17 protein-coding genes are annotated in these 24,141 nt (G+C 71.0%); 13 read left to right on the forward strand and 4 right to left on the reverse strand.

Annotation, left to right across the window (positions count from 1 at the left end; all coding sequences use genetic code 11):
* The first annotated feature begins 5 nt into the window (after positions 1-5).
* The 4 genes from ACGH52_RS31155 (at position 6) to ACGH52_RS31170 (ending at position 7,678) form a co-directional block, all read left to right on the forward strand.
* Positions 6-914, forward strand: a complete 909-nt coding sequence (locus tag ACGH52_RS31155) for a carbohydrate ABC transporter permease (RefSeq protein ID WP_399944122.1) — start codon at positions 6-8, stop codon at positions 912-914.
* A 105-nt stretch (positions 915-1,019) separates the two neighbouring features.
* Entirely contained in the window at positions 1,020-3,611 is a 2,592-nt protein-coding gene (locus ACGH52_RS31160; RefSeq protein ID WP_399944125.1) for a family 78 glycoside hydrolase catalytic domain, read from the forward strand.
* A 407-nt stretch (positions 3,612-4,018) separates the two neighbouring features.
* Positions 4,019-6,496 (forward strand): glycoside hydrolase family 3 protein, encoded by a 2,478-nt coding sequence (locus ACGH52_RS31165; protein WP_399944128.1) that lies wholly within the window; start codon positions 4,019-4,021, stop codon positions 6,494-6,496.
* 240 nt (positions 6,497-6,736) lie between these two features.
* Positions 6,737-7,678 carry a DUF1963 domain-containing protein gene (locus tag ACGH52_RS31170; protein ID WP_399944130.1) on the forward strand — a complete coding sequence of 314 codons (942 nt, stop codon included), beginning with the start codon at positions 6,737-6,739 and terminating at the stop codon, positions 7,676-7,678.
* A gap of 82 nt (positions 7,679-7,760) precedes the next feature.
* Here ACGH52_RS31170 and ACGH52_RS31175 read toward each other — a convergent pair whose 3' ends face one another.
* On the reverse strand, positions 7,761-9,221 hold the full coding sequence (locus tag ACGH52_RS31175) for an MFS transporter (protein ID WP_247699943.1): 1,461 nt from the start codon (positions 9,219-9,221) through the stop codon (positions 7,761-7,763).
* A 322-nt stretch (positions 9,222-9,543) separates the two neighbouring features.
* Here ACGH52_RS31175 and ACGH52_RS31180 point away from each other — a divergent pair, with 322 nt between their 5' ends.
* On the forward strand, positions 9,544-10,062 hold the full coding sequence (locus tag ACGH52_RS31180; protein WP_399944134.1) for a TetR/AcrR family transcriptional regulator: 519 nt from the start codon (positions 9,544-9,546) through the stop codon (positions 10,060-10,062).
* 68 nt (positions 10,063-10,130) lie between these two features.
* Here ACGH52_RS31180 and ACGH52_RS31185 read toward each other — a convergent pair whose 3' ends face one another.
* Positions 10,131-10,706 carry a YdeI family protein gene (locus ACGH52_RS31185; protein WP_059300336.1) on the reverse strand — a complete coding sequence of 192 codons (576 nt, stop codon included), beginning with the start codon at positions 10,704-10,706 and terminating at the stop codon, positions 10,131-10,133.
* A gap of 468 nt (positions 10,707-11,174) precedes the next feature.
* Between ACGH52_RS31185 and ACGH52_RS31190 the strand changes: the two genes are divergently transcribed.
* Entirely contained in the window at positions 11,175-12,506 is a 1,332-nt protein-coding gene (locus tag ACGH52_RS31190) for a cytochrome P450 (RefSeq protein WP_399944138.1), read from the forward strand.
* Between the two features lie 824 nt (positions 12,507-13,330).
* Complete coding sequence (locus ACGH52_RS31195; RefSeq protein WP_171987471.1) at positions 13,331-13,921, forward strand: Crp/Fnr family transcriptional regulator; 591 nt, start codon at positions 13,331-13,333, stop codon at positions 13,919-13,921.
* Here ACGH52_RS31195 and ACGH52_RS31200 read toward each other — a convergent pair.
* Together ACGH52_RS31200 and ACGH52_RS31205 are read right to left on the reverse strand one after the other, a co-directional pair.
* Positions 13,903-14,655, reverse strand: coding sequence for a 4'-phosphopantetheinyl transferase superfamily protein (locus tag ACGH52_RS31200; protein ID WP_121704342.1), 753 nt, complete (start codon positions 14,653-14,655; stop codon positions 13,903-13,905). The genes ACGH52_RS31195 and ACGH52_RS31200 overlap by 19 nt on opposite strands.
* 10 nt (positions 14,656-14,665) lie before the next feature.
* Positions 14,666-15,967 (reverse strand): cytochrome P450, encoded by a 1,302-nt coding sequence (locus ACGH52_RS31205; protein WP_399944141.1) that lies wholly within the window; start codon positions 15,965-15,967, stop codon positions 14,666-14,668.
* Between the two features lie 329 nt (positions 15,968-16,296).
* Here ACGH52_RS31205 and ACGH52_RS31210 point away from each other — a divergent pair, with 329 nt between their 5' ends.
* The 6 genes from ACGH52_RS31210 (at position 16,297) to fabD (ending at position 24,100) form a co-directional block, all read left to right on the forward strand.
* Entirely contained in the window at positions 16,297-17,055 is a 759-nt protein-coding gene (locus ACGH52_RS31210) for a Crp/Fnr family transcriptional regulator (RefSeq protein WP_059300332.1), read from the forward strand.
* A 71-nt stretch (positions 17,056-17,126) separates the two neighbouring features.
* Entirely contained in the window at positions 17,127-18,440 is a 1,314-nt protein-coding gene (locus ACGH52_RS31215; protein WP_399944145.1) for a cation:proton antiporter, read from the forward strand.
* Between the two features lie 154 nt (positions 18,441-18,594).
* Complete coding sequence (locus tag ACGH52_RS31220) at positions 18,595-19,428, forward strand: DUF6039 family protein (protein ID WP_361463290.1); 834 nt, start codon at positions 18,595-18,597, stop codon at positions 19,426-19,428.
* Positions 19,412-20,644 carry a hydroxymethylglutaryl-CoA synthase family protein gene (locus ACGH52_RS31225; RefSeq protein ID WP_399944148.1) on the forward strand — a complete coding sequence of 411 codons (1,233 nt, stop codon included), beginning with the start codon at positions 19,412-19,414 and terminating at the stop codon, positions 20,642-20,644. Before ACGH52_RS31220 ends, ACGH52_RS31225 begins: the two co-directional genes overlap by 17 nt.
* Before the next feature lie 4 nt (positions 20,645-20,648).
* A complete protein-coding gene (locus ACGH52_RS31230) occupies positions 20,649-21,440 on the forward strand; it encodes an enoyl-CoA hydratase-related protein (RefSeq protein ID WP_076977082.1) in 792 nt (263 codons plus the stop codon).
* Positions 21,437-24,100 (forward strand): ACP S-malonyltransferase, encoded by a 2,664-nt coding sequence (gene fabD / locus ACGH52_RS31235; RefSeq protein ID WP_399944152.1) that lies wholly within the window; start codon positions 21,437-21,439, stop codon positions 24,098-24,100. The genes ACGH52_RS31230 and fabD overlap by 4 nt, the downstream gene beginning before the upstream one ends.
* Positions 24,101-24,141 lie beyond the last annotated feature (41 nt).

Raw genomic sequence — 24,141 nt, forward strand, 5'->3', positions numbered from 1 at the left:
AAGGCATGGCCACCATCGACACACCCGTGAAGACCTCCGCAGGCGGCTCCGGGCACGCGCCTGTGCGTGCCCCGCGGCCCGGGCGCGGCCGTCCGGTAAGCCGCCTCTGGGTCAAGGTCGTCGTCGCTCTCCTGCTGGTCGTCGAGGTCTACCCGATGATCTGGATGTTCCTCACCTCCCTGAAGTCCAACGACGACTACCTGAACAACTCCACCTGGAGCCTGCCCACCACCTGGGAGTGGGGCAACTACACCGAAGCGTGGACCACCGGCCACATCGGCCTCTACGTACAGAACAGCCTGCTCGCCGTCGTCCCCGCGCTCGCGCTGATGCTGCTGCTGGGAACCGCCGCCGGCTTCGCCCTTCAGGTCATGGTGTGGAAGGGCCGCAGCCTCACCCTGCTGGTCTTCCTCGCGGGCATGATGGTCCCGCCGCAGATGATCCTGCTGCCCCTGTTCACGGTGTACTTCCAGACCGGCCTGTCCGGCACCCTGTGGCCGCTGATCCTCACCTACACCGGCACCGGCCTGCCCCTGACCGTCTTCATGATGGCCACCTACTACCGGAGCGTCCCCCGCGAGCTGTTCGAGGCCGCCACCATCGACGGCGCCGGCATCCTGCGCGCCTTCTGGACCATCAGCCTCCCCCTGGTCCGCAACGCCCTGCTCACCGTCGGCCTGGTGCAGTTCTTCTTCATCTGGAACGACCTGCTCATCGCGCTGACCTTCACCAACAACCAGGATCTGCGCACCATCCAGGTCGGCCTGCTCAACTTCACCGGTGATTTCGGCGCCACCCAGTACGGCCCCCTCTTCGCGGCCATCTGCATCAACGTCTTCGGCACCCTCCTGATCTACCTCTTCCTCAACCAGAAGGTCATGAAGGGTCTCACCTCGGGAGCGTTGAAGGGCTGACCCAGTCCTCGCACCGGCCCGCCGTCTCCCCGGCCCTCGGCTCCGGGGAGTTCGCCGCGCCCACCCGCTCCCGAATGTGACCACACGTGAAAGAAGGGCCGCCCCTTGCTCCCCCCTCAGCCCTCCCCGGTCAGCTTCGAACACCTGCCGGACGGACTCGGCATCGGAGTCGCCTCTCCCCGGCTGACCTGGACCCTGCCCGCGGGCGCCGGCCGCCAGGTGTCGTACGAGCTGGAACTCGAACGCCGTGGCGGCATCCGCCGCACCGGGCGCGTCGACGGCGCCGAGCAGGTCCTCGTGCCGTGGCCCGGCGACCCGCTCACGTCCCGGGAACGCGCCACCGTCCGCGTCCGCGTCTGGACCCCCGACGCCGCAGGCCCCTCGGAGTGGAGCACACCGGCAGACGTCGAGGCGGGGCTCCTCGACGCCGCCGACTGGCAGGCCGTACCCGTGGGCGCCGACTGGGACGAGGACCCCGAGGACGAGCGCCGCCCGGCCCGCGTGCGCAAGGACTTCCGTCTCGACCGGTCCGTCGCCCGCGCACGCCTCTACGTCACCGCCCACGGCCTGTACGAGGTGGAGATCAACGGCCGCCGCGTCGGCGACGAAGCGCTGGAACCCGGCTGGACCGTCTACCCGCATCGGCTGCGCTACCGCACCCACGACGTCACCGCCCACCTCACCGAGGGCGCGAACACCGTCGGCGCCTGGCTCGGCGATGGCTGGTACCGCGGCAAGTACGGCTTCGACGGCGGCACCCGCAACATCTACGGCACCGACCAGTCCCTCATCGCCCAACTGGAGGTGGAGTACGACGACGGCACCACCCATGTCGTCGCCACCGACGGAACGTGGAAAGCCGCGCCCGGGCCGATCCTCACCAGCGGCCTGTACGAGGGGGAGACCTTCGACGCCCGCCTGCACGATCCCGCGTGGGCCACACCGTCCGCGGCCGGCACGGGGGACTGGACGCCGGTCCGCACGGGTGCCCGAGATGCCGGCACCCTCGTCGCTCCTCTCGGGCCGCCCGTGCGCTGCACCGAGGAGATCGCCCCGGTCACCGTCACCCGTACCGGCGACGGGCGCCACCTGCTCGACTTCGGGCAGAACCTCGTCGGCCGTCTCCGGGTCACCGTCGACGGACCGGCCGGCACCACCCTCACCCTGCGGCACGCCGAAGTCCTCCAGGACGGCGAGCTGGCCACTCGCCCCCTGCGTGAGGCGACGTCCGTCGACACCCTGATCCTCTCCGGCGCGGGACCGCTGACCTGGGAGCCCCGTTTCACCCTGCACGGTTTCCGCAACGCCGAGATCACCGGCTGGCCGGGCGACCTGACGGCAGGTCAGGTGACCGCCCGCGTCCACCACACGGACATGCGCCGCACCGGATGGTTCGAGTGCAGCGACCCACTGGTCAACCGCCTGCACGAGAACGTCGTGTGGAGCATGCGCGGCAACTTCGTCGACCTGCCCACCGACTGCCCCCAGCGCGACGAACGCCTCGGCTGGACCGGCGACATCCAGGTCTTCGCCCCCACGGCGAGCTTCCTGTACGACTGCACCGGCCTGCTCGACTCCTGGCTCACCGACGTCGGCCTCGAACAGCTCCCGGACGGCACGATCCCCTGGTACGTCCCGGTCATCCCGGGCGAGCCGATGTGGACGCCGATCCACCCCGGCGCCGCATGGGGAGACGTCGCCACCCTCACGCCCTGGACGCTCTTCCAGCGCTTCGGCGACCTGGAACTCCTGCGCCGCCACTACCCCATGGCCAAAAGGTGGGTCGAGCTGGTCGAACGCCTCGCCGGTCCGACCCGCCTGTGGGACACCGGCGTCCAGTTGGGGGACTGGCTCGACCCGGCCGCCCCACCCGACGACCCGGCCGCGGGCCGCACCGACCGCTACCTCGTCGCCACCGCCTACTTCGCCCACTCCGCCCGGCATCTCGCCTCGGCCGCAGCGGAGTTGGGGCTCGATGCGGACGCCGAACGGTACGCGGCACTCGCCGCCGAGGCAGCCGACGCCTTCCGGCACCGGTACGTCCTGCCCTCGGCCCGCCTCACCAGCGACAGCGCCACCGCGTACGCGATCGCCCTCGCCTTCGACCTGCTCACGCCCGAACAGCGCGGACCGGCCGCCGACCGCCTCGCCGAGATCGTGCTCGCCGACGGCGCGCGCATCTCCACCGGCTTCGTTGGCACCCCACTCATCTGCGACGCCCTCACCGACAACGGTCACCTCGACGTCGCCTACCGGCTGTTGCTGCAGACCGAGTGCCCCTCCTGGCTCTACACCGTGGCCATGGGCGCGACCACGATCTGGGAGCGCTGGGACAGTCTGCGCCCCGACGGCACCCTCAACCCGGGCGGCATGACCAGCTTCAACCACTACGCGCTCGGAGCCGTCGCCGACTGGCTGCACCGGGTGGTCGGCGGTATCAGCGCCACCGCTCCCGGCTACCGCCGGCTTTCCTTCCGCCCCCGCCCGGGCGGCGGCATCACCTGGGCCCGCGTACGCCACGACACGCCCTACGGGACGGCCGCACTGTCCTGGGGACTCACCCCCACCGGCATGACGGCCGACATCACGGTGCCGGAGGGCTGTACGGCCACAGTGGAACTCCCCGGCTGTGCACCCCTCGCCCTCGGGCCGGGCGACCATGTCCTGGACACCGCGGAACTCGGAGCGGCGGCCTGACGCGATGCGTCGGGCTGCTATTTGTCTTGTGAATTCAGATCATCCAGGGCGTCGATGACGAAGGATTTCATCGGCCCGTTCAATTGAAATTTCAGGGCGCCATTCAAAAGCCAAGGGTGGAAACCTGCTGGTGAGAGCCTCTTTAAAAGAGAAGGTCCCGGAGGGTTGACCTTGCCTCGGAGGAGGTCATAGTTTCCAGCCTGCTGGGAAGCATTTCATGGCTGAATACGGCCGTGGCGCACGGAAGCGAAAAAGGGAATGCGAACCCTCGGAGCTCCGCGACCACGCGACTGATCCTGGAGCCCCATCGAGCCGGGGCCGGCCGTGACCTGACCCCTCGGCCGGCCCCACCTCCCCCCAACCCGCGGCGGCGCGTCGCACTGCCGCCACCTCAGTCCGGAGAGCCTGTGAACCGACGAACGTTCCTATCCGCCGCAGCCTTCACGGCCCTGGCCGCGAGCATGGCCCCCGCGGTCACCGACCGAGCGATCGCCGCGCCGCGGTCCGTGGCGCAGGACCGGGCCACCGAACTGCTCGCCCGCATGACGGCCGGCGAGAAAGAGGCCCTCGTACGCTGCGACTTCGCCGCCGTGGCCCACCTCGGCATCCCCGCCCTCACCATGGTCGACGCCTCCGCGGGGCTGCGCGGCGAGACGGGCGTCACCGCCTTCCCCGTACCCGTGGCCCAGGCGGCCACCTTCGACGAGGCGCTCGCGGGCCGGATCGGGAAGGCCATCGGCGCCGAGGGCCGGGCCAAGGGGTACAACAACGCCCTCGGTCCCACCATCGACCTGACCCGGACCTGGCACTTCGGCCGTCAGGCCGAGGCCATGGGCGAGGACCCGGTACTCGCCGGACGCCTGGGCGCCGCCCTCACCGTGGCCATCCAGTCCCAGCACATGGCGGCCACCCTCAAGCACTTCGCCGCCTACACCCAGGAAGTCGACCGCTTCTTCATCGACACCAAGGTGTCCGACCGCGCGCTCCACGAGTACTACCAGGCGCCCTTCCGCCGCGTGATCGCCGCCGCCCCCGCCACCTCGGTGATGATGGCCTACCCGAAGATCAACGGCACCTTCGCGACACGGCACACCGGCCTGTTCGAGGACCTGAAGAAGGGCATGGGCCTCCAGGGCTACACCGTGCCCGACTTCTGGGCCGGCGACGACCAGGTCGCCGCCGCCCGGGCCGGCATGGACCTCGCCGGACTCGGCCCCGGCGCTGTCCAGATCCCGGTGGGTTCCCTCACCGGCGGCGCCGTACCGGCCGCCCGGCTCGACGACGCGGCCCGGCGCATCCTCGTCACCATGTTCGCGAACGGCCTCTTCGACCACCCGGTCCCCGCCCCCGCGGACAACGTGAGCACTCAGGCGCACAAGGACCTCGCGCACGAGGCGGCCGTCGCCTCCACGGTGCTCCTCGCCAACCGCTCCGCGGCCCTGCCGCTCACCGGCGCGGTGAAGTCGCTGGCCGTCATCGGCCCGGCGGGGCCCGACACCTTCACCGGCGTGTCCGGCTCCACCTACGTCGATCCCGGTACGTGGACCACCCCGCTCGACGCGATCCGGGCCCGCGCCGGAAGCTCGGTCAAGGTCACGCACGCCCAGGGGACCAAGGGCGACCTCCCCCTCACCACGGTCCCCTCCACCGTCCTGCGTACCCCCACCGGGGCGGCCGGCCTGACGGCGAGCTACTACACCGGTCCGGACGGCACCGGCACACCCGTCACGACCCGCACCGACACCACCGTCGACTTCACCACCGCACCCGTCGACGCTCTGCCCGCGGTGTGGTCGGCGAGGTGGACCGGCACCCTGGTCCCGACCGTCACTGGCCTCCACCGCTTCTCCCTGCTGCCCTCCGGGACGACCTCGCTGAAGATCGACGGCAGGACGGTCGTCTCCGGAACCCGGCAGATGGCCCGCTTCTTCCTCGGCCCCTACGACTATCCGCTCCAGGGCACCATCGAACTGACCGCCGGACGTGCCGTCAGCGTGGAGATCACCTACACCAACGCCACTGCGGAGCCCGGCACCTGCGGCCTCACCTTCGGCTGGCAGCCGGAGTCCCTCATTCCCGCCGCGGTGGCGGCGGCCCGTGCGGCCGACGCGGCCGTCGTCTTCGTCAACCGGGTCGCCGGCGAGGGCATGGACCACGCGGGGTACGCGCTGCCCGGCGACCAGGACCAGCTCATCGAGGCCGTGGCCGCCGCCAACCCGCGCACGATCGTCGTACTCAACACCGACGGCCCCGTCGCCACCCCGTGGCTGAACGACGTGGCGGCCGTGGTGCAGGCGTGGTACGCGGGCCGCGGTGCGGGCACCGCCTTGGCCGCCGTCCTCTTCGGCGACAGTGACCCGGCCGGCCGCCTTCCGGTGACCTTCCCCGCCGACGCCACCCAGGGCCCCGGCACCTCCCCCGCCACCTACCCGGGCACGAACGGCACCGTCGCCTACGACGAGGGCGCGGGCGTCGGTTACCGCTTCTACGACGCCAGGAAGCAGGAACCCCGTTTCCCCTTCGGCCACGGCCTGTCCTACACCACGTTCGCCCACGGCTCCCTGGAAGCGACGTACGACGCGGCCGCCGAGCAGATCACCGTCGAGGTCACCGTGACCAACACCGGACGGCGTCAGGGCACCGAAGTCGTCCAGGTCTACGCCACGCTCCCCGCCTCGGCGGCAGCCGAACCGCGCCGTCTGGTCGCCTTCCAGAAGGTCACACTTCCTGCGGCCGGCACGAAACGGCTCAGCCTGACGGTCCCGGCCCAGGACCTCACCGTCTGGAAGTCGGGAGCGACGACGCTCATCCCCGGCAGCTACACCTTCGCGACGGCGCGCTCGTCCCGCGTCGTCACCGCACAGCGTGCCCTCACGCTCGGCTGACCTCCGTCGCCCCCCCCGGGGGCGCCGGCGGTTCGTGTGACCTCTTCACGGTCAAGTGAACGCCACACGAACCGCCGACAGGCGGCCTCGCTCTGCCACCCCGCACATCACTCCAGCCATCCTCGCGGCGCCTTCTTCCCACCGGGAGTATGTCCGTGACACGCACCTCACACCTGATTGCCAACCGGTACCGGCACCATGGTTGCGAGTGCGTCGCCGGGGAGGGGCACTTCAGCAACGGTGACCGGCCTGCCCCCTCCGCACCGCAACGAGCGTCGGCGGCGGCTGGCCACGGGGGGCCACGGGTTGTCGGTGGCGGGAGCTACAGTCGCTGGTGTGACGGATGATGAGCTTCGAGGGATGCTGTCTCCCTTTCGTACGCGGGCAGTTGAGCAGGGGTACCCGTGGGAGGACATAGACCCGCTGCCGGCTGAAGAGGTGGACCGGTGGATCGGCCACGTCCGGCCTTGTGCGGTCCTCACCGTCGGTGGGGAGGGGCTGGTCGCGGGCAGGTTCGGCGGGCCGCTGCTGCTGCCCGCCGAGGTCCCGGACCCTGAGCACCCGTACCTCGCGTCCGTCGACTTCGCCGCGCTGCCGAAGGACGCGACGGACCTCTCTCTGCCGCCCGACGGACGCCTGCTGCTCTTCGCCTCACTCGACGAAACGGACGGCGACGGCAACTGCGGTCAGGCCATCTACGTCCCGGCCGGCACACCGGTCGAGGAACGCGAGAAGAACACCTGGAACGGCTACCCCGGCGATGACTACGATCAGAAGATCGTCGATTCGTATCCGCAGGGCGAGTTGAGAGCCAGAACCGAACCGGACCTGCCGTATCACTCACTTCCCGGGTTTCCGCACGCAGACGAGCTGGTCACTGTCTGGTGCGACACCTCTGGCAGAAGAGGGCATCTGCAGATCGGCGGATACGCGGACCAGGAGGACTCCGACCCGGACCCGCTGGAGATCGTCGCGAGCCGCGCCGTCCGCCAGGCGAAACGGGGGCGTTGGGGCGGCGATGAGCCGGTGTCGGGTGCCGTCGAGGACTGGGTTCTGCTGGCCCACTGGAACCCGAACATCAGTGATCGGGAAGGCGCGGACGTCCAGTGGGGAATCCAGCGTGCGGACCTGGAGGCCGGTCGCTTCGACCGTACGTTCAGCACCGTCTACTGGAATCCCTGACCGGGCCCTGCGGGAGGGACGACACACAGCGGAAGGGGCGGGTCCGCAGACCCGCCCCGCCCCGCCGTCTTCCCAGCGGCGGCTATTTCGGCTTCTCGGCCGACGGAGCCGACGCCGAGCCGTCCGCCGTGAGCCCGGGCTCCGCTTCGGCGCCGGCGTCCGCGCCGGGCATCATCCCCGCCGCGGCGTCCTCCGCGACGGGCCGGACGAGGAGGACCACACAGGCCAGCGCGACGATCGTGATCGCCGCCGCGACCAGGAACCCGGCCGAGGCGCCCTTGGCCAGGACGTGCGCGGCGTCGCCCGTGGCGTCGCTCGTCGCGGCGCCGTAGACGGTGATGATGACCGCCAGGCTCAGCGAACCGCCCATCTGCTGCGTGGCGTTGAGCAGACCCGAGGCGGCCCCCGTGTCCCGCATCTCCACTCCGGAGACGCCGACCATGGTCATCGGCATGAACACCATGCCCGCCCCGAACCCGTACAGCAGCATGGGGCCGAGGAGGTCGCTGAGGTAGGCGCTGTCGGCGGAGATGGCCGACAGCCACAGGAGCGCGGCCGTGATCAGGACCGTCCCCGCCACCAGCGGCAGGCGTTGCCCGATCTTGGGGATCAGCTGCATCATCACGCCGGAGACGATGATGATCGAGACGCTGAGCGGCAGGAAGGCCAGGCCGGTCTTGAGCGGGCTGTAGGCCAGCACATTCTGGAAGAAGAGCGTGAGGAAGAAGAACATCCCGATCAGGGAGCCCATCATCGCCACTCCGAGGGCGTAGATGCCCGAGCGGTTGCGGCTGGCGAACAGGCGCAACGGGATGATCGGCTGCGAGGTGCGGCTCTCGATCATGACGAACGCCGCCAGGAGGACCACGGCCCCGACGAAGGAGCCGATCGTGGTGGCTTCCCGCCAGCCGCTCTCGGAGGCGTGGATGAAGCCGTACACGAGCAGGGCCACGCCACCGGTGGAGGTGATCGCGCCGCCGATGTCGAACCGGCCCTCGCTGCGCGGCGACTTGCCGATGAACAGCGGCGCGGCCAGGCACAGCGCGACACCGATGGGCACGTTGACCAGCAGGACCCAGCGCCAGGAGACCCACTCGGTGAGCAACCCGCCCGCCACCAGGCCGATCGCACCGCCCGCGCCCGACACACCGGCGAACACCGCGAAGGCCCGGTTGCGCTCCCGCTCGGTCGGGAAACCGGTGGCGATCAGGGACAGCACCGTGGGGACGACGATGGCGGCGCCGGCGCCCTGGACGACGCGCATGCCCAGCAGCCATCCGGAGTTCTGGGCGAGGCCGCCGAGCAGGGATCCCAGCGTGAACAGCAGGATCCCGCCGATGAACGCCGGGCGGCGGCCGAGGAGGTCACCGACCCGGCCGCCGAGCAGCAACAGGCCGCCGAACGCGAGGGTGTAGGCGTTGACCACCCACGACAGGTTCTCCGTGGAGAAGCCCAGGGACGTCTGCATGCTGGGAAGCGCCACATTCACGATGGTGGCGTCGAGGATTACCATGAGCTGGGCGATCGCGATGACAACCAGCATGAGGCCGGTGCGATGCGCTAGCCGGGGCGGGCTCGCCGGGGCTGCGACTGCGGGGGTGCTAACAGCCATTTGGTACCCTTATCCGGGAAGATGTTGGGAACTTAGGGAACGATGGTGTTCACTGTTCGGCACTGTAGCAGTGGCGAGTAGGGAACGCAATCGTTCACCATGTGGTCGGTTGGGGGGTCGTCCAGGAAGTGGGGATGCCGTGCCCGGAGCCGAACTGGCTGCCGACACAACGGTCGGCGGACGGAGTCAGCCCAGGAAGCCGACGGGTAGCCGTCGGCGGGGAAAGGACCTGGAACGCGCCATCTACTCGGCGGTGATCTCCCAGCTCGAGGACGTCGGTTACGCCCGACTGACCATGGACCGAGTGGCGGCCGACGCCCGGACGGGCAAGGCGGCGCTCTACCGGCGCTGGCCCAGCAAGGCCGAACTCGTCGTCGACACGCTCGACTACTCCCTGCCCGCCCGCGAGGACGCACCCGACACGGGCAACGTCCGCGACGACCTGGTCGAGCACATGCGGCAGAAGGCGGAGGTCCTCAACTCCTCCGTCGGCCGCGCGGTGCAGAGTCTGCTGGCCGAGATCGACCGGGACAGGCCGCTGGTCCGCCTGGTGCAGGAGCGCGTCTTCCAGCCCCGGGAGAACGTCTTCCAACTGATCCTGGAGCGTGGGGTGCAGCGCGGCGAGGTCCGCTCCGGCCGGCTCAGCCCGCTGGTCGCCGAACTGGGGCCCGCCATGCTGGTGCAGCGCTTCCTGAGCGACTCGGCCCCGGTTCCCGACGACTACCTGGTGTCCGTGGTGGACGAGCTGATCATGCCCATCGTCCGCCGGTAGCCGCCAGGACCGTAGGCACCGCGCCTACGTACACGAGCCTTCTTCGCTTCCGGGTGCCCGTCGTGCGGTCACCCGTGGATCTTCTCGTGGTTGGCCAGCATGCCGACGTACTTCTCGATGCGCCGGGCCCTGGTCTCGGGCTTCTTGGCGTCCTGCACCCGGTAGAGGATGGAGTAGCGGTTCTGGCTGTCGAGGGTCTTGAAGAACTCGGCGGCGGCCGGATTGGCCTTGAGCGCCTGCGCCAGGTCGTCCGGGACGGTGGCGGACTTGGAGCCCGCGTAGGCCGCCTCCCAGCGTCCGTCCGCCTTGGCCCGCTCGACCTCGGCGATGCCCGGCGGTTCCATCCGGCCCTGCTCGGTGAGGGCGGCGACCTTCTCCCGGTTGACCTTGGACCACCGGCTGCGGGCCGACCGCGGCGTGAACCTCTGGAGCCAGTGGGCCTCGTCGAACTTGCCCTTCTGGCCGTCGATCCACCCGTAGCACAGTGCCACGTCCAGGGCCTCGGCGTACGTCAGGGCGCCTTCCCCCGCGGCGTTCTTCTTGAGCTTCAGCCAGAACCCGCCGGACGCGGCATGATTGCGGGAGAGCCATTCCTGCAGCTCCGCCGCCGAAGCGAATTCGATGGTCTCTTCGTCTCGGGCCATGGTGTCAGTCAAGCACAAGACGGCCACCGGGGGAGGTCGACTCCTGCGTACCGCCGGGGCGGGCCGGCCTCGACCCGCACCGGGCGGGTGAACGTGCCACGACGGCGCTGACCAGCCTTTACGGAGCCACCTGCGACGGTCCGAACCCCGCCCCTCCCGGTCGGCGTTCCGTCGACGCGGGCGGGTCCGGCCGAGTGGTGCGGCGCCGCGACCGGGCACGGGCCGGGCCGTCGGCGCCGTGCGGCGTCGGATCGCCATCCGTCCCGGCCGGGCCCGCGCGCGACCGCCGGATTCCGGTGCCACTGCTCAATTCTGAACGCCGGGCGGCCACCGGCCCGGGCTAACTTCGAACTGCGCTCGGAAGCCCGGCAGTTGAGGCGCGGCGTCGGGCGAGCACTTCCTGTTCCAGTGGAAGAAGACGACGGGAGCTAGCTGATGTCGGGTCGTACGGATCAGGGTGTCGGTTCTGTGCCAGTCGCATCCGGCGGCTTCCCGCTGGCCGGGCACAGACCGGCCGTGGCGGTCCAGAGGCTGGCCTTCTTCGAGCGGGTCCGTTCCGAGGGGCCCGTGCTGCGGCTGCGCATGGGCCGCACTCCCACCTTCCTGGTCAACGACCACCTCATGGCCCGCGAGATACTCGGCGACGGCGGTGACACCTTCGCCCGGGGGCAGTTCTTCAGCAAGGTGCGCCCGCTGGTCGGCAACGGGCTCGGCAGCTCCGACGGCGCCTTCCACCTGCGCCAGCGCCGGATGGTCCAGCCGGCGTTCAACCACGAGCACCCCGGGTACGACGTGGACGCCCTGCTGGGCGGCATCAAGGCGCAGGTCGACTCCTGGCGGCCCGGTGTCGTCGTGGACATGGCCCGGGAGATGGACGCCCTGGCCAACGCGCTAATCAACACCGCGCTGTTCTCCTCGGACAAGGTGACCGGCGATGCCGACACCATCCGGGACACCATCGCCGACTTCATCGCCGGCGTCGGCGTCCGGAGCGTGGTCCCCAGCGACCTGGTGGACAAGCTGCCCACCCCGGCCAACCGGCGCTTCATCCGGGCACGGGACCGGCTCGAAGAGGCACTGGCCTCGATCATCAACCGGTACCAGACCGACCCTCAGGACCACGGGGACATCCTGTCCAGCATGGTCGCCGCCCGAGACGCGGACGGCCGGCCCATGAGCGCGGGCGAACTGCGCGACGAGGTGCTGTCCATGCTGATCGCCGGCGGTGACAGCACCGGACACGCCCTGGGGTGGGCCTTCCACGAGATCTCCCAGCACGCCACGGCGGCCCGGCGACTGCGCGAGGAGTTCGCCGAGGTGCTGGAAGGGCGGGACCCCACCATGCGCGACCTGAGCCGCCTCGTGTACACCCGCCAGGTCATCAACGAGACCCTGCGGCTGCGCAGTCCGGGCTGGATGGACATGCGGCGCACCACCCGGCCCGTGAAGGTCGGCGGCTTCGCGTTCCCCGCCGAGGCCGAACTGCTGACCAGCCTCACCGCCCTGCACCGCGACCCGGCCGTCTACGCCGATCCCCACACCTTCAACCCCGACCGGTGGGCACCGGGGCACCCCCAGCAGCCCCGCCGCGAGATGTTCATGCCCTTCGGCGCGGGCACCCGTCTGTGCGCCGGGGAATCGATGGCCAACCTGACGATGGCCTTCGCGCTGGCCACCGTGGTGCCCCGCTTCGAACTCCGGCCGGTGCCCGGCCGTCCGGTGCGGGAGGTGTGCAAGGGCATCATGGGGGCCAGCGCACTCCCGATGACCGTGCACCCGATCCCGGCCGTCAAGGCGTAACACGTACCCCGGCGAGGAACGCCCCCGCGCTGTCCGTGCTTCGGCGGCACCGAAGACCTGCCGACGCACCGCGGGCGTCGACGCCCGGGTCCGGCCCGTGGTGCCCGTCCGGGACGGCCCGGGTCCCCATCGGTCGACGGCGGCGGGCGCCTGGACACAACCGCCGGGCACACATTCGGAGTTGGCCCCGGCGGGGCGTCGGGCGGCCATGCCTTCCGGCTCGCCGGTCAGTAGCCCGGTCCCCGGCGATGCGGTCCTCGCGGCCGGGTCCTCGTACGCGCCCGCCACGCGGCCGTGCGGCGTTCCACCAGCCTTGCACGGTCGGCCAGTTGACGGAGGAGCGCGCTCCGGTCCGGTCAGCCTGGTGCGGCCGGCGCCCGCGCCTCGGAGGTGTCGGTGGACCGGTTGAGTCCCGACCCCGCGCCGTCACCTCGGCGCCGCGGAAAACCGTCGATGATATGTGACCTACGTCACGTTTGCCGGTCGGGTGACGGGTGCTCCGCCCGCCGGGCAGCGACGCGGCGCCCGGACCTGGGTGTTGTCGCGCATGGCGGTCGGATTCTTCTTCTATTTCAGTCGATGATCCGGCCGGGCGGCGCCGGTGGTATCTGCGGCGAGGTTTTTTCCCGGAGTACGTGGGGCAAATTGGGTTCGGGGGAGGGTGGAACGGGGGTTTTCAACGTCATTGTTGACCCAAACTTGGTTTGAGTGACGGACGGGTCCACCGTATGCTAGGGGGGAAGTATATGTTCGTGTCCACGTCCATGTCTCTTTGGGAGACACTGCGGGACAGAATGACGGGGAGCGGGGGATCGGCCCCAGCGGTGCAGCTGGGGCGCGGGGAGAACGTGTATTCCAGCGGGCAGTGCGACAACAGCCTCTACCTGGTCGAAGAGGGTCAGGTAAAGATTGTTTCGGGCTCCCTGGACGGTAAGCGTTGCCTGCTTTCCATATGCGTCGAGGGGGAATTCTTCGGCGAGCTGGGAATCCTTCAGGGAATGCGTATGGACACCGCGACGGCAATGAAGCGGAGCGTGCTGCGCAAATTGTCGGCGGCGCACGTGGCGGCGGTTCTCCAGGACCTGGACAATGCCGAGGAGTTCGCCCTGCACCTGATGGAGCAGCTGTGCTCGCAGCAGCGCCTGATCGCCAACATGGTGACCATGAACTGCGAGCAGCGGCTCGCCGTGACACTTCTCGATCTCGCTCGGAAGGTGGGCCGGCGGCAGGGGGTCGAGCTGCGCATGGAGCGGCGGGTCACGCACGAGGAACTCTCGGAAATGGTGGGGACCACGCGTTCCCGAGTGGGGTACTTCCTGAAGCGCTTCTCCGACGAGGGGCTGCTGGTGCACAGCGGCTCGGGCCAACTGACCGTGCACGAGACCCGGTTGGCGTGCTACGTGGCCAAGGTCTGACCGGAGCCGGCAAGGGCGTCGCCGTGGTGGACCACCACCAGATCGGCGGCGCCCGCGCCGCGGCGCAGGGCGAGCGCGGCGATGTGGCCCGGTCCCGGCCGCCACTGCTGGAACTGCCACTGGCCCGTGGTGTCGGCGGCCATCGTGATGGTCCCGGTGCCGGACAGCGCGCCGAAGTCGCAGCGGTTGAACGGGTGGGCGAGGCCCAGGCCGAGGGCCTTGGTGTAGGCCTCCTTCAGGGTCCAGTACCGCAGGAGGGCGTCGGGTTGTCCGCCGACGGGCAGCGCGGCGAGTGCGGCGGCCTCGGCGGGGGCGAGCACACCGGGCAGCCGACGGGTGCGGTGCGCAGCGGTCTCCTCGACGTCGATGCCGCAGTCGGTCCCGTGGGTCACCACGCAGACGGCCGCGCCGGCGGTGTGGGAGAGGTTGAACCTCAGCCCGGTCTCCGCCGCGCGGCCCGCCAGTTCCGGACGACCGTGCCAGGTGCTGCGGAACTCCCAATACAGCGGGGGGAGTTCGGGATGCCAGCCGGTCAGCGCGGTGCGCAGCAGGGCGTGCCCCACCGCGTACTGGGCGCGGTCCCGGGCGAAGCGGAATCGGGTCAGCCGCTCGTGCTCGGCGGGCGCGAGCAGCGCAAGCCCCGCCCGGACCGCGGCGTCGCGGTCCGAGCCGGGCACGCGCGCGGTCCACACATGGGCCTCGCGCGTGCCCGGCCGGAGCCCTCGCTCTGCCATCCGGTGCGGGTCAGGACCGAGGGCCGAGCTCGACCCGCAGTTCGACCAGGCCGCGCATGATCCGGGTGGGGCGCCAGCGCAGCTCGTCCCGGGTGCCGGAGAGCGAGATGTTCGGGTAGCGGTCGACCAGGGCCGCGATCGCCTCCTGCCCCTCGATCCGGGCGAGCGGGGCGCCGAGGCAGTGGTGCAGGCCGTATCCGAAGGCCAGGTGGGGGTTGTCGGTGCGGGTGATGTCCAGCTGGTCGGGGTTCTCGAACTGCCGCTCGTCGCGGCTGGTCGAGGCGATGGAGACGGTCACCACGCTGCCGGCCGGGATCGTGGTGCCCGCCACCTCGACGTCCTCGGTGGAGACCCGCATGGTGGACAGCTCCACCGGAGGGTCGTAGCGGAGGAACTCCTCCACCGCGGAGGCGACCAGGTCGGGCTTGGCCCGCAGCAGGGCGAACTGCTCCGGGTTGTCGAACAGTGCCAGGGTGCCGTTGGCGATCAGGTTGACGGTCGGCTCCTGGCCGGCGCTGAGCAGCAGCATCGCGGTGGAGACCATCTCGACCTCGGTGAGCCGGTTGCCCTCGTCACGGGCGACGATCAGGCCGGTGATCACATCGGGCTGCTGGTCGCTGGTGTCCACGTCGCTCTCCGCGAGGTCCTTCAGTTCCTCACGGCGGCGGGCCAGCAGTTCGGTGAAGAAGGACTGCATCGCCGCATAGCCCTCCTGCGGGGTGAGCGCACCGTCCACCACCGCGTCCGGGGCGGTGAGCATGGCGGTGGCCCAGATCCGGAAGGTCTCCCGGTCGGCGTTCGGCACGCCGAGGATCTCGCAGATGACAGTGGTGGCCAGCGGGTGCGCGTAGTCCTCGATCAGGTCGACCCGCTGCTGGTCGGCGAGACCGTCGAGCAGTTGCTCGGCGATCTCCCGCACACGCGGACGCATCGCTTCCATCCGGCGGTTGGTGAACGCCTTGCTGATCAGCTTGCGCAGCCGGGTGTGGTCCGGCGGGTCCGTGTTGACCAGGTGGTAGAGGTAGTCGGCGCGGTTGTCGCGCTCGCCCTTGACGTAGCCGGCGTCGCGCAGCTGGTCCCAGGCCAGGCCCGGGTCCTTGGCGAAACGGGAGTCGTTCATGACGTCGCGGGCCTCGGCGTAGCGCAGCACGAGCCGGCGGTGGAGGCCGTTGGGTTCGCGGATGGTGTGGACGACGCCCTCGGCGCGCAGGTCGGAGTACAGCGCGTAGGGGTCGACCCGCGGTCCGGTCGGCAGGACCTTCGGGTCCTCGGAACCGGACGGTGCGCCGGGCTGTGATGACCGGTCATTCACGGGGCAGTCTCCGTTCCTTGGCGGATCGGCTCGTTCCGGCGGGTACGCCCGAGCGCCCCGAACCTAGACCGGCCGGACCGGGCGTTTCTGCGCTGGATTGAGCATCGTGGGAAGTCGGGTCGCGGGCCGCCGCGGCCGCCGACCTGCCCGCGTCGAATGAGTGTGCGCGGGCATTGGTGTCGGCCGAATCTTTTCCTATGCTTGCCCCCGCGCCTCGCCGATCCGTACATCAGGGCGATCTCAGACACCATCCCGACGCGTCCTCGGGCCGGGCTGTCCAGGCCGGAGTGACGTTTCTGTGCCGTCTTCCAGGCGATTCGAGGTTGAAGATGAGGGCAACACTGGAGCACCAACGGACCCGTCCGACCGTCATCGCGGTCCCCGTACGGCGTGCCGCCGGGCCGGCCGACACCGACTCGGCCCGCTTCCGCATCAAGCTGCGCGCGCTGTGCGCCACGCGGCTGCACGACACCCCGACCCTGACGGTGCCCCGGCGGGGCCACGTGTACACGGACGGCGGCCAGGACCAGCACATATACGTGATCGAGACCGGGCAGGTCAAAACGCTGATGGTCACCGGGAGCGGCAAGCGATGTCTGCTCTACATCTCCGGGGCGGGCGACGTCCTGGGCGAACTGGGGCTGCTCGGAAGCGAACGTTCCGACGCCGCCGTCGCACTGGAACCGGCGACCCTGCGGCAGATCCCGGGCGACCGGTTCCTCTCGGTGCTGGCCGAGGAGGGGCTGCTGCCCGAGTACGTGCGGCACCTCGGTGAGCGGGTGATCGAGCAGCAGAAGATCATCGTCGACATGGTGACGCTGGAGTGCGAGCGCCGCCTCGCGGCCCGGCTGCTGCTGCTCTCCCAGCAGATCGGCAGGCCCCGCGGCCGACTGGTGGTGATCCCGGCCCGGATCACCCAGGAGGAGCTCGCCGAGATGGTCGGCACCACCCGTTCCCGGGTCGGCCTGTTCCTCAAGCGCTTCCGGGAGGCCGGGCTGGTCGGCACGGTGCAGGGCTCGCTCGCCGTCGACGACCGGCGACTGAGCGACTACATCGAGGGCCGGCTGCCGGCCGATGCTCACTTCTGAGCGGCTGGGCACGACTCGCGACGCCAACCCTTGAGGCTCTGGAAGACCGCCTCAGGGGGAGAAGGCCGAACATGAGCGAGCATCAGACCCTGCTGTTTCTCACGCAGTTGGCGGTTCTGCTGCTCGTCGGCTCCGGCATGGGCCAACTGGCCCGCCGGGTGGGCCTGCCGGGTGTGGTGGGCGAACTGCTCAGCGGCGTGGTGCTCGGTCCGACGGTGCTCGGACACCTCTCGCCCGCGACCTTCGACTGGATGTGGCCGGCCGACGTCTCCCAGTCCCAACTGCTGGACGCGGTAAGCACGTTCGGCGTACTGCTGTTCATCGGAGTGTCCAGCGCGCACCTGGACCTGCGGATGCTGCGCCGCCGCCCGCGCACCGTGATCTCGGTCAGTACCGCGGCGCTGGTGCTGCCCCTCGGCCTGGGCGTCGCCACCGGCCTGCTGCTGCCCGCCGTGCTACTCGGCCCGCACGCCGACCGCTCCTCGTTCGCGCTGCTGATCGGTGTGGTCATGGGCGTCAGCGCCATCCCGGTGATCGCCAAGACACTGACCGACCTCGGCATGCTGCACCGCGACATCGGCCAGCTGACGCTGGCCGCAGCGGCCGGCGAGGACGTGATCGCCTGGGTCCTGCTGTCGTTGGTCACCGCGATGACGGCGGGCGCCCTCACGACCGGTCACGTACTCACCAGTGTGGGGCACCTGCTGCTGTTCCTGGCCGCGGTGATCACCGCCCGGCCGCTGCTGCGCGGGGCGCTGGGGCGGGCCGAGAAGGCCGAGGGCTCCGGGCCGGTCATCGCGATCACCGTGGCGGCGATCCTGGCCGCCTCGGCCGGCAGTCAGTCGCTGGGCCTGGAGTCGGCACTCGGCGCGTTCGCGGTCGGCTGCCTGCTCAGCTCGCCGTCCCGCCAGACGGCGGTGCGGCTGGCCCCCCTGCGGACCGTCACGCTCTCCGTGTTCGCCCCGATCTTCCTGGCCGGAGCGGGCCTGAAGGTCGACCTGACGGTGCTGGGCGACCCCGCGACGCTGGCCGCCGCCGCGGTGGTGCTGCTGCTCGCCGTCGGCGGCAAGTTCGCCGGCGCCTACCTGGGCGCCCGGCTCGGCCGGCTCACGCACTGGGAGGGCCTGGCGCTGGGCGCCGGGCTCAACGCCCGCGGGGCGGTCGAGGTGGTGGTCGCGACCATCGGCCTCAGGCTGGGCGTGCTCAGCAGCGCGATGTACTCGATCGTCGTACTGGTCGCCGTACTCACCTCGGTGATGGCCGCGCCCACCCTGCGCTGGACCATGGCGAAGGTCGAGCAGCGCTCCGACGAGGACCTGCGGGCCGTGGAACTGGCCGCCTGGTCGGACCGCCCCTCGGCACCGGCCGACCCTGCGCAGAATTGAGCAGCAGGAATCCACTGCGTGCTCTTAACGTAATCCGGTAGTGATCGTCGGGGATGACCAGTCAATTTCCGTGGAAAAGGAGGCGGGCAACGTGACGGCCGCAGAGAATTCCAGCACGCTACCCAGGATCAGGCCGGCATTCCACCAGACCACGGTGCCGTTGGACAAACTGCTGAATTCTGCCGACGCGGGATTCCTGATCCACCGGGTCGGACAGCTGAAGAACGAGTTCCGCGAGGAGGGCATGACCTTCTCCGCGGACCTGGTCGACCTGATCAACAACGCCCAGGTCGGCTACGTCTCCATTTTCGCCTTCGAGGAGCTGTTCGGGACCCAGAACCGGCTGCACTGGCTGCTGCACCTGAAGGAGCCCAGCGACTACCGCCGGATGCTCGACATGGTCGACCACTCGAAGAAGTGGGCCGAGGTGTCCACCAACGACCGGCTGCCCACCAAGGGCGGGGGCAACTGGGAGCGGATGTTCGTCGAGGGCTCGATGACCGAGACGATCATCTGCCCGCAGCACGGCCTGAGCCACCACGAGGAGGACGACGACCACCCGCTGGCCACCTTCCAGCCGCCGGCCCGCTACCAGTCCCGGCTCGCTCCCGAGAAGTTGCTGCACTCCGTGAACGCCCCGCTCACCGTGCACCGCCGTCTCCAGGTCCGGTACGCGCTGCGCGAGGAGGCCCGGAAGTTCTGGTTCGACTGGGCCGGACACGTCTCCGAGGCGATGGTCGGCCGTGCCACCGCCTTCCTCTACGAGGAGATGTGGGGCCAGCAGGACCGCCTGCACCTGCTGATCCACCTGGCCTCACCGGACGCCTACCACGAGCTGATGGCCCTTCAGGAGAGCGACCCGGAGCTGCGCCGCCTGATGGCCTCCCAGGTCGTCGCCGACGGCGACGGCGGCGGCTGGCACCGCACGGTACTCGACGGCACGATGACCGACACCCTCTGGGCGCCGCTGCATGGCCGTCGGAGTTGAGGCCGCCAACGCCTACGTCGGACGGGCCGCCCTGGACGTCCGGCAGCTGTTCTACGCGCGCGGACTGGACCTGGGCCGCTTCGACAACCTGATGATGGTCCAGAAGTCCGTCAACCTGCCGTGCGAGGACCCGGTCACCAACGCCGTGAACGCGGCCAGGCCGATCCTCGACCGGCTCACCGGGGAGCAGCGCGACAGCATCGAGGCGGTGATCGTCGGCACCGAGTCCGGCCTGGACTTCGGCAAGCCCATCAGCACCTACGTGCACCACTACCTCGGCCTCGGCAGGCGCTGCCGCTCCTTCGAGGTCAAGCACGCGTGTTACGGCGGCACGGCCGCGCTGCGCACCGCGCTGGGCCTGCTGGCGAGCAGCCCGCGCCCGCAGGCCCGTGCGCTGGTGATCGCCGCCGACGCCGGCGGCTCGGTGCTCGGCATGCCGTACTGGGAACCGTCCCACGGCGCCGGCGCCGCGGCCCTGCTGCTCGGCCCGGAGCCCGAGGTGCTCGACCTCGACCCCGGCGCCGCCGGCCTCTACAGCTACGAGGTGATGGACACCTGCCGCCCGCGGCCCGACCTGGCGGCCGGCGACTCCGACCTCTCGCTGCTGGCCTACCTGGAGTGCCTGGAGCGCTCCTTCGCCGACTACCGGGAGTCGGTCGCGGGAGCCGACATCGTCGATTCCTTCGACCAGCTGGCCTTCCACACCCCGTTCGGCGGGATGGTCAAGGGCGCCCACCGGCACCTGATGCGCCGCATCAAGCGGATGCACCCGGACGCCATCGAGGCCGACTTCCAGACCCGGATGGCCGCCTCGCTGGTCAACCCGGCCCGGATCGGCAACACCTACGCGGCCGGCCTGTTCGTCGCCCTGCTCTCGCTGATCGAGCACGGCGACTTCAGCCAGCCGCGCCGGGTCGGTCTGTTCTCGTACGGGTCCGGCTGCGCCTCGGAGTTCTACAGCGGGGTGGTGGGCGCCGGGGCGCCCGCCCTGCTCGCCGAGTACCGGACCGCCGAGCGCCTGGACGCCCGGCATCAGCTGTCCGTCGAGGACTACGACCGGCTGGCGAAGCACACCGCCGAGGGTGCTGCGGGCGTGCAGGACACGGTCCTCGACGTGTCGCCGTACGCGGACGTCTACGACCCGGCGCTGCACGGCAGGGAGCACCTCGTGCTGGACCGGATCGAAAACTTCCACCGGCGCTATCGATGGAGCTGAGCAGATGGACCTGAGCACGGATCACCGCACGATCCGACTCTCCGGCACGCCGGGCGTCCTCACCGTCGCCCTCGACCGCCCGGACGCGCAGAACAGCATCGACACCACCATGATCCGGGAACTGCACGCGGCACTCGATGCGGCCGAGGCCGACCCGGACTGCCGGGTGGTGGTGCTGACCGGCGGCGACGGCGTGTTCTGCACCGGAATGGACCTGCTCGGGGCGGCTGCCGAAGGCCGCCCCGACCGGGAGCGGGCGGCGCAGGGGGGCGCCGACTTCCTCGGCCTGCTGAAACGTCTCTCCCTCATCCCGCGGGTGGTGGTCGCCACCGTCGACGGCCGGGTGGCCGGCGGCGGTGTCGGCCTGGTTGCCGCCAGCGACTTCGTGCTCGCCACGCCCCGCTCCACGTTCAGCCTGCCGGAGGCGCTGTGGGGCCTGCTGCCGTGCAGCGTCGCCCCGTTCCTGATCCGCCGCACGGGCTTCCAGAAGGCGTACGCGATGAGCCTGAGCACCCTGCCGGTGACGGCCGATCAGGCGCTGTCGTCCGGACTGGTCGACCAGCTGGCGGACCAGCTCCAGCCGGCGCTGCGCAGACTCGCCTTCCGGGTCACCAAGATGGAGGGCACCACGGTCGGCGACCTGAAGCGGTACTTCGCCAAGATGTGGATCATCACACCGGAGGTCGAGCGCACCGCGATCGAGGAGTTCGCCCGGCTGATGTCCTCCGACGGTGTCGGCCGCCGCATCGCCGACTTCGCCGAACGGCAGCGCTTCCCGTGGGAGGGAGCCTCATGACCCGGCAGAGCGCATGGCTCTTCCCCGGCCAGGGCGCGCAGCGCCGCGGCATGGGACGCGAGCTGTTCGACCGCTACCCGGACGCGATGGCCGCCGCCGACCGGATCCTCGGCTTCTCGGTGCGCGAACTCTGTCTCGGTGACGCCGCCGAACGCCTCACCGACACCCGCTACCTGCAACCCGCGCTGTTCGTCGTCAACGAGCTGACCCGTCGCGCCCACGCGGCCCGTGAACCCGCCCCCGACTACCTGGCCGGGCACAGCCTCGGCGAGTACAACGCGCTGCTCGCCGCCGACGCCTTCGACTTCGAGACCGGACTCGCCCTGGTGGCCCGCCGCGGCGAACTGATGGGCCGCGCCACCGGCGGCGCGATGACCGCCGTGGTCGGCCCCGGCGCCGCCCGGATCGTCGACCTGCTCGCCGAGGCCGGCATCGACGACGTCGACCTCGCCAACCTCAACTCCACCGAGCAGGTGGTGCTCTCCGGGCCCGTCGAGTCGCTGCGCCGCGCCGCGGGGGCCGTCACCGCCGCGGGCGCCGGCCGCTGCGTCCCGCTGCGGGTCAGCGCCGCCTTCCACTCCCGCTACATGGCCGACGCCGCCCGCGAGTTCGCCGCCTTCCTGGCGGGCTTCGAGCTGCGGGACCCCCGTATCCCGGTGATCGCCAACGTCACCGCCCGGCCCTACGGCCCCGGCGAGGTCGGCCGGCTGCTGGCCGCGCAGGTGCACAGCGCGGTCCGCTGGTCCGAGAGCATGGGCCACCTGCGGTCGCGGGGAGTCGACCGGGTCGTCGAACAGGGGCCGGGACGGGTACTGACGGGACTGTGGGACGCCGCGGTGAAGGACGCGGCGAACTGTTCGGCGGCGGCGGAAACGCGGCCCGCCGCGGGCAGCGCCCCGGCACCTGCCGCGGCCGCAGCAACTCCTGACGGGGCGCCCACCGCCGGGCGGGCCGCGTCTGCCCGGCTCGCGCCTGCTGTGCCCGGGTCTGCCGTACCCGGGTCTGCCGTACCCGCGTCGGCTGGGCTCGCGTCTGCTGTGCCCGCGCCTGCTGGGCTTGCACCTGCTGTGCCCGCGTCTGCCGGGTTGGGGCCTGCTGGCCTCGCGCCTGTCGCACCCGCAGCTGCCGTGCCCGCGTCTACCGTGCCCGCACCCGCCGTGCCCGCGCCCGCCGCGCCCGCGCCTGCCGCACCCGCCGCACCCGCCGCGGCCACGGCCGCCGGGTCGGAGCCCTCGCAGGCCGGTGCCCGAGCGGACGGAGGTACGGCGACGCCCGTGTCCGGTCCCCCCGCCGCCGGTCCGACCGGCGCGGCCCCGGAGCGGCTGGGTTCGGCGGCGTTCCGGGCCGACTACGGGGTGCGCTACGCCTACCTGGCCGGATCGATGTACAAGGGCATCGCCTCCACCGAACTGGTGGCCCGGATGGCGCGGGCCGGACTGCTCGGGTACTTCGGCACCGGCGGGCTGCGGACCGAGCGGATCGAGGCGGCGATCGCCACCCTGCGCGCCGAGCTGGGCCCGGACGGCGGCTTCGGCATGAACCTGCTGCACGCACTGCACGACCCGCCGCTGGAGGAGGCCACCGTACGGCTGTTCCTGCGGCACCGGGTGCGGTTCGTCGAGGCGTCCGGCTTCACCCAGCCGACCCGGGCGCTGGTGCTGTACCGGCTGAGCGGGGCGCACCGGGACGGCACCGGCGGGGCGGTGGCGCCGAACCGGCTGCTGGCCAAGGTGTCCCGGCCCGAGGTGGCGACGGCGTTCATGGAGCCGCCGCCGGAGACGCTGGTACGGGCCCTGCTCGCCGAGGGGCTGCTGACCGCCGCGGAGGCAGAGGCGGGCCGCGCGCTGCCGCTGGCCGGGGAGGTGTGCGCGGAGGCCGACTCGGCCGGGCACAGCGACGCCGCGGTGGCCTACACCCTGATGCCCGCGACGACGGGCCTGCGGGACCGGATCGTGGCCGAGCGCGGCTACCCGGACGGCATCCGGGTCGGCGCGGCCGGCGGGCTGGGCGCGCCGGAGGGCCTGGCGGCGGCGTTCGTGCTCGGCGCGGACTTCGTGGTCACCGGATCGGTCAACCAGTGCACCCCGCAGGCCGGCACCTCCGACGCGGTGAAGGACCTGCTGGCGCAGGCCGACATCCAGGACACCGGGTACGCCCCGGCCGGCGACATGTTCGAGATCGGAGCGCGGGTGCAGGTGCTGCGGCGCGGCACGCTGTTCGCGGCGCGCGCCAACAAGCTGTACCAGGCGTACCGCCAGTACGACGGCCTGGAGGAGATCGACGCCAAGCTGCGGCGGACCATCGAGGACGGCTGGTTCCACCGCGAACTCGAACAGGTCTGGAAGGAGACCCGCGAGTACTACCTGCGGGCGGGCCGCCCGCAGGAGGTCGAGCGGGCCGAGCAGGACCCCAGACACCGGATGGCGCTGGTGTTCCGCTGGTACTTCGTGCAGAGCACCAGGATGGCGATGCGCGGCGACCCCGCCGAGCGCGTCAACTACCAGATCCACACCGGCCCGGCGATCGGCGCGTTCAACCGCTTCGCCGCCGGGACCGCGCTCGCCGACTGGCGCAATCGCCATGTGGACGCCGTCGCCGAGGCATTGATGGCCGGCGCGGCCCGGGTCCTCCAAGACCGTTTCTCCTCGCTGGCCCGCTAAGTTTCCGGCCTGCTCAATAGTGAGCTGCACCGTTCTCCGGA

It is taken from the genome of Streptomyces sp. BBFR25 (assembly GCF_044590125.1).
Lineage (GTDB): Bacteria > Actinomycetota > Actinomycetes > Streptomycetales > Streptomycetaceae > Streptomyces > Streptomyces canus_D.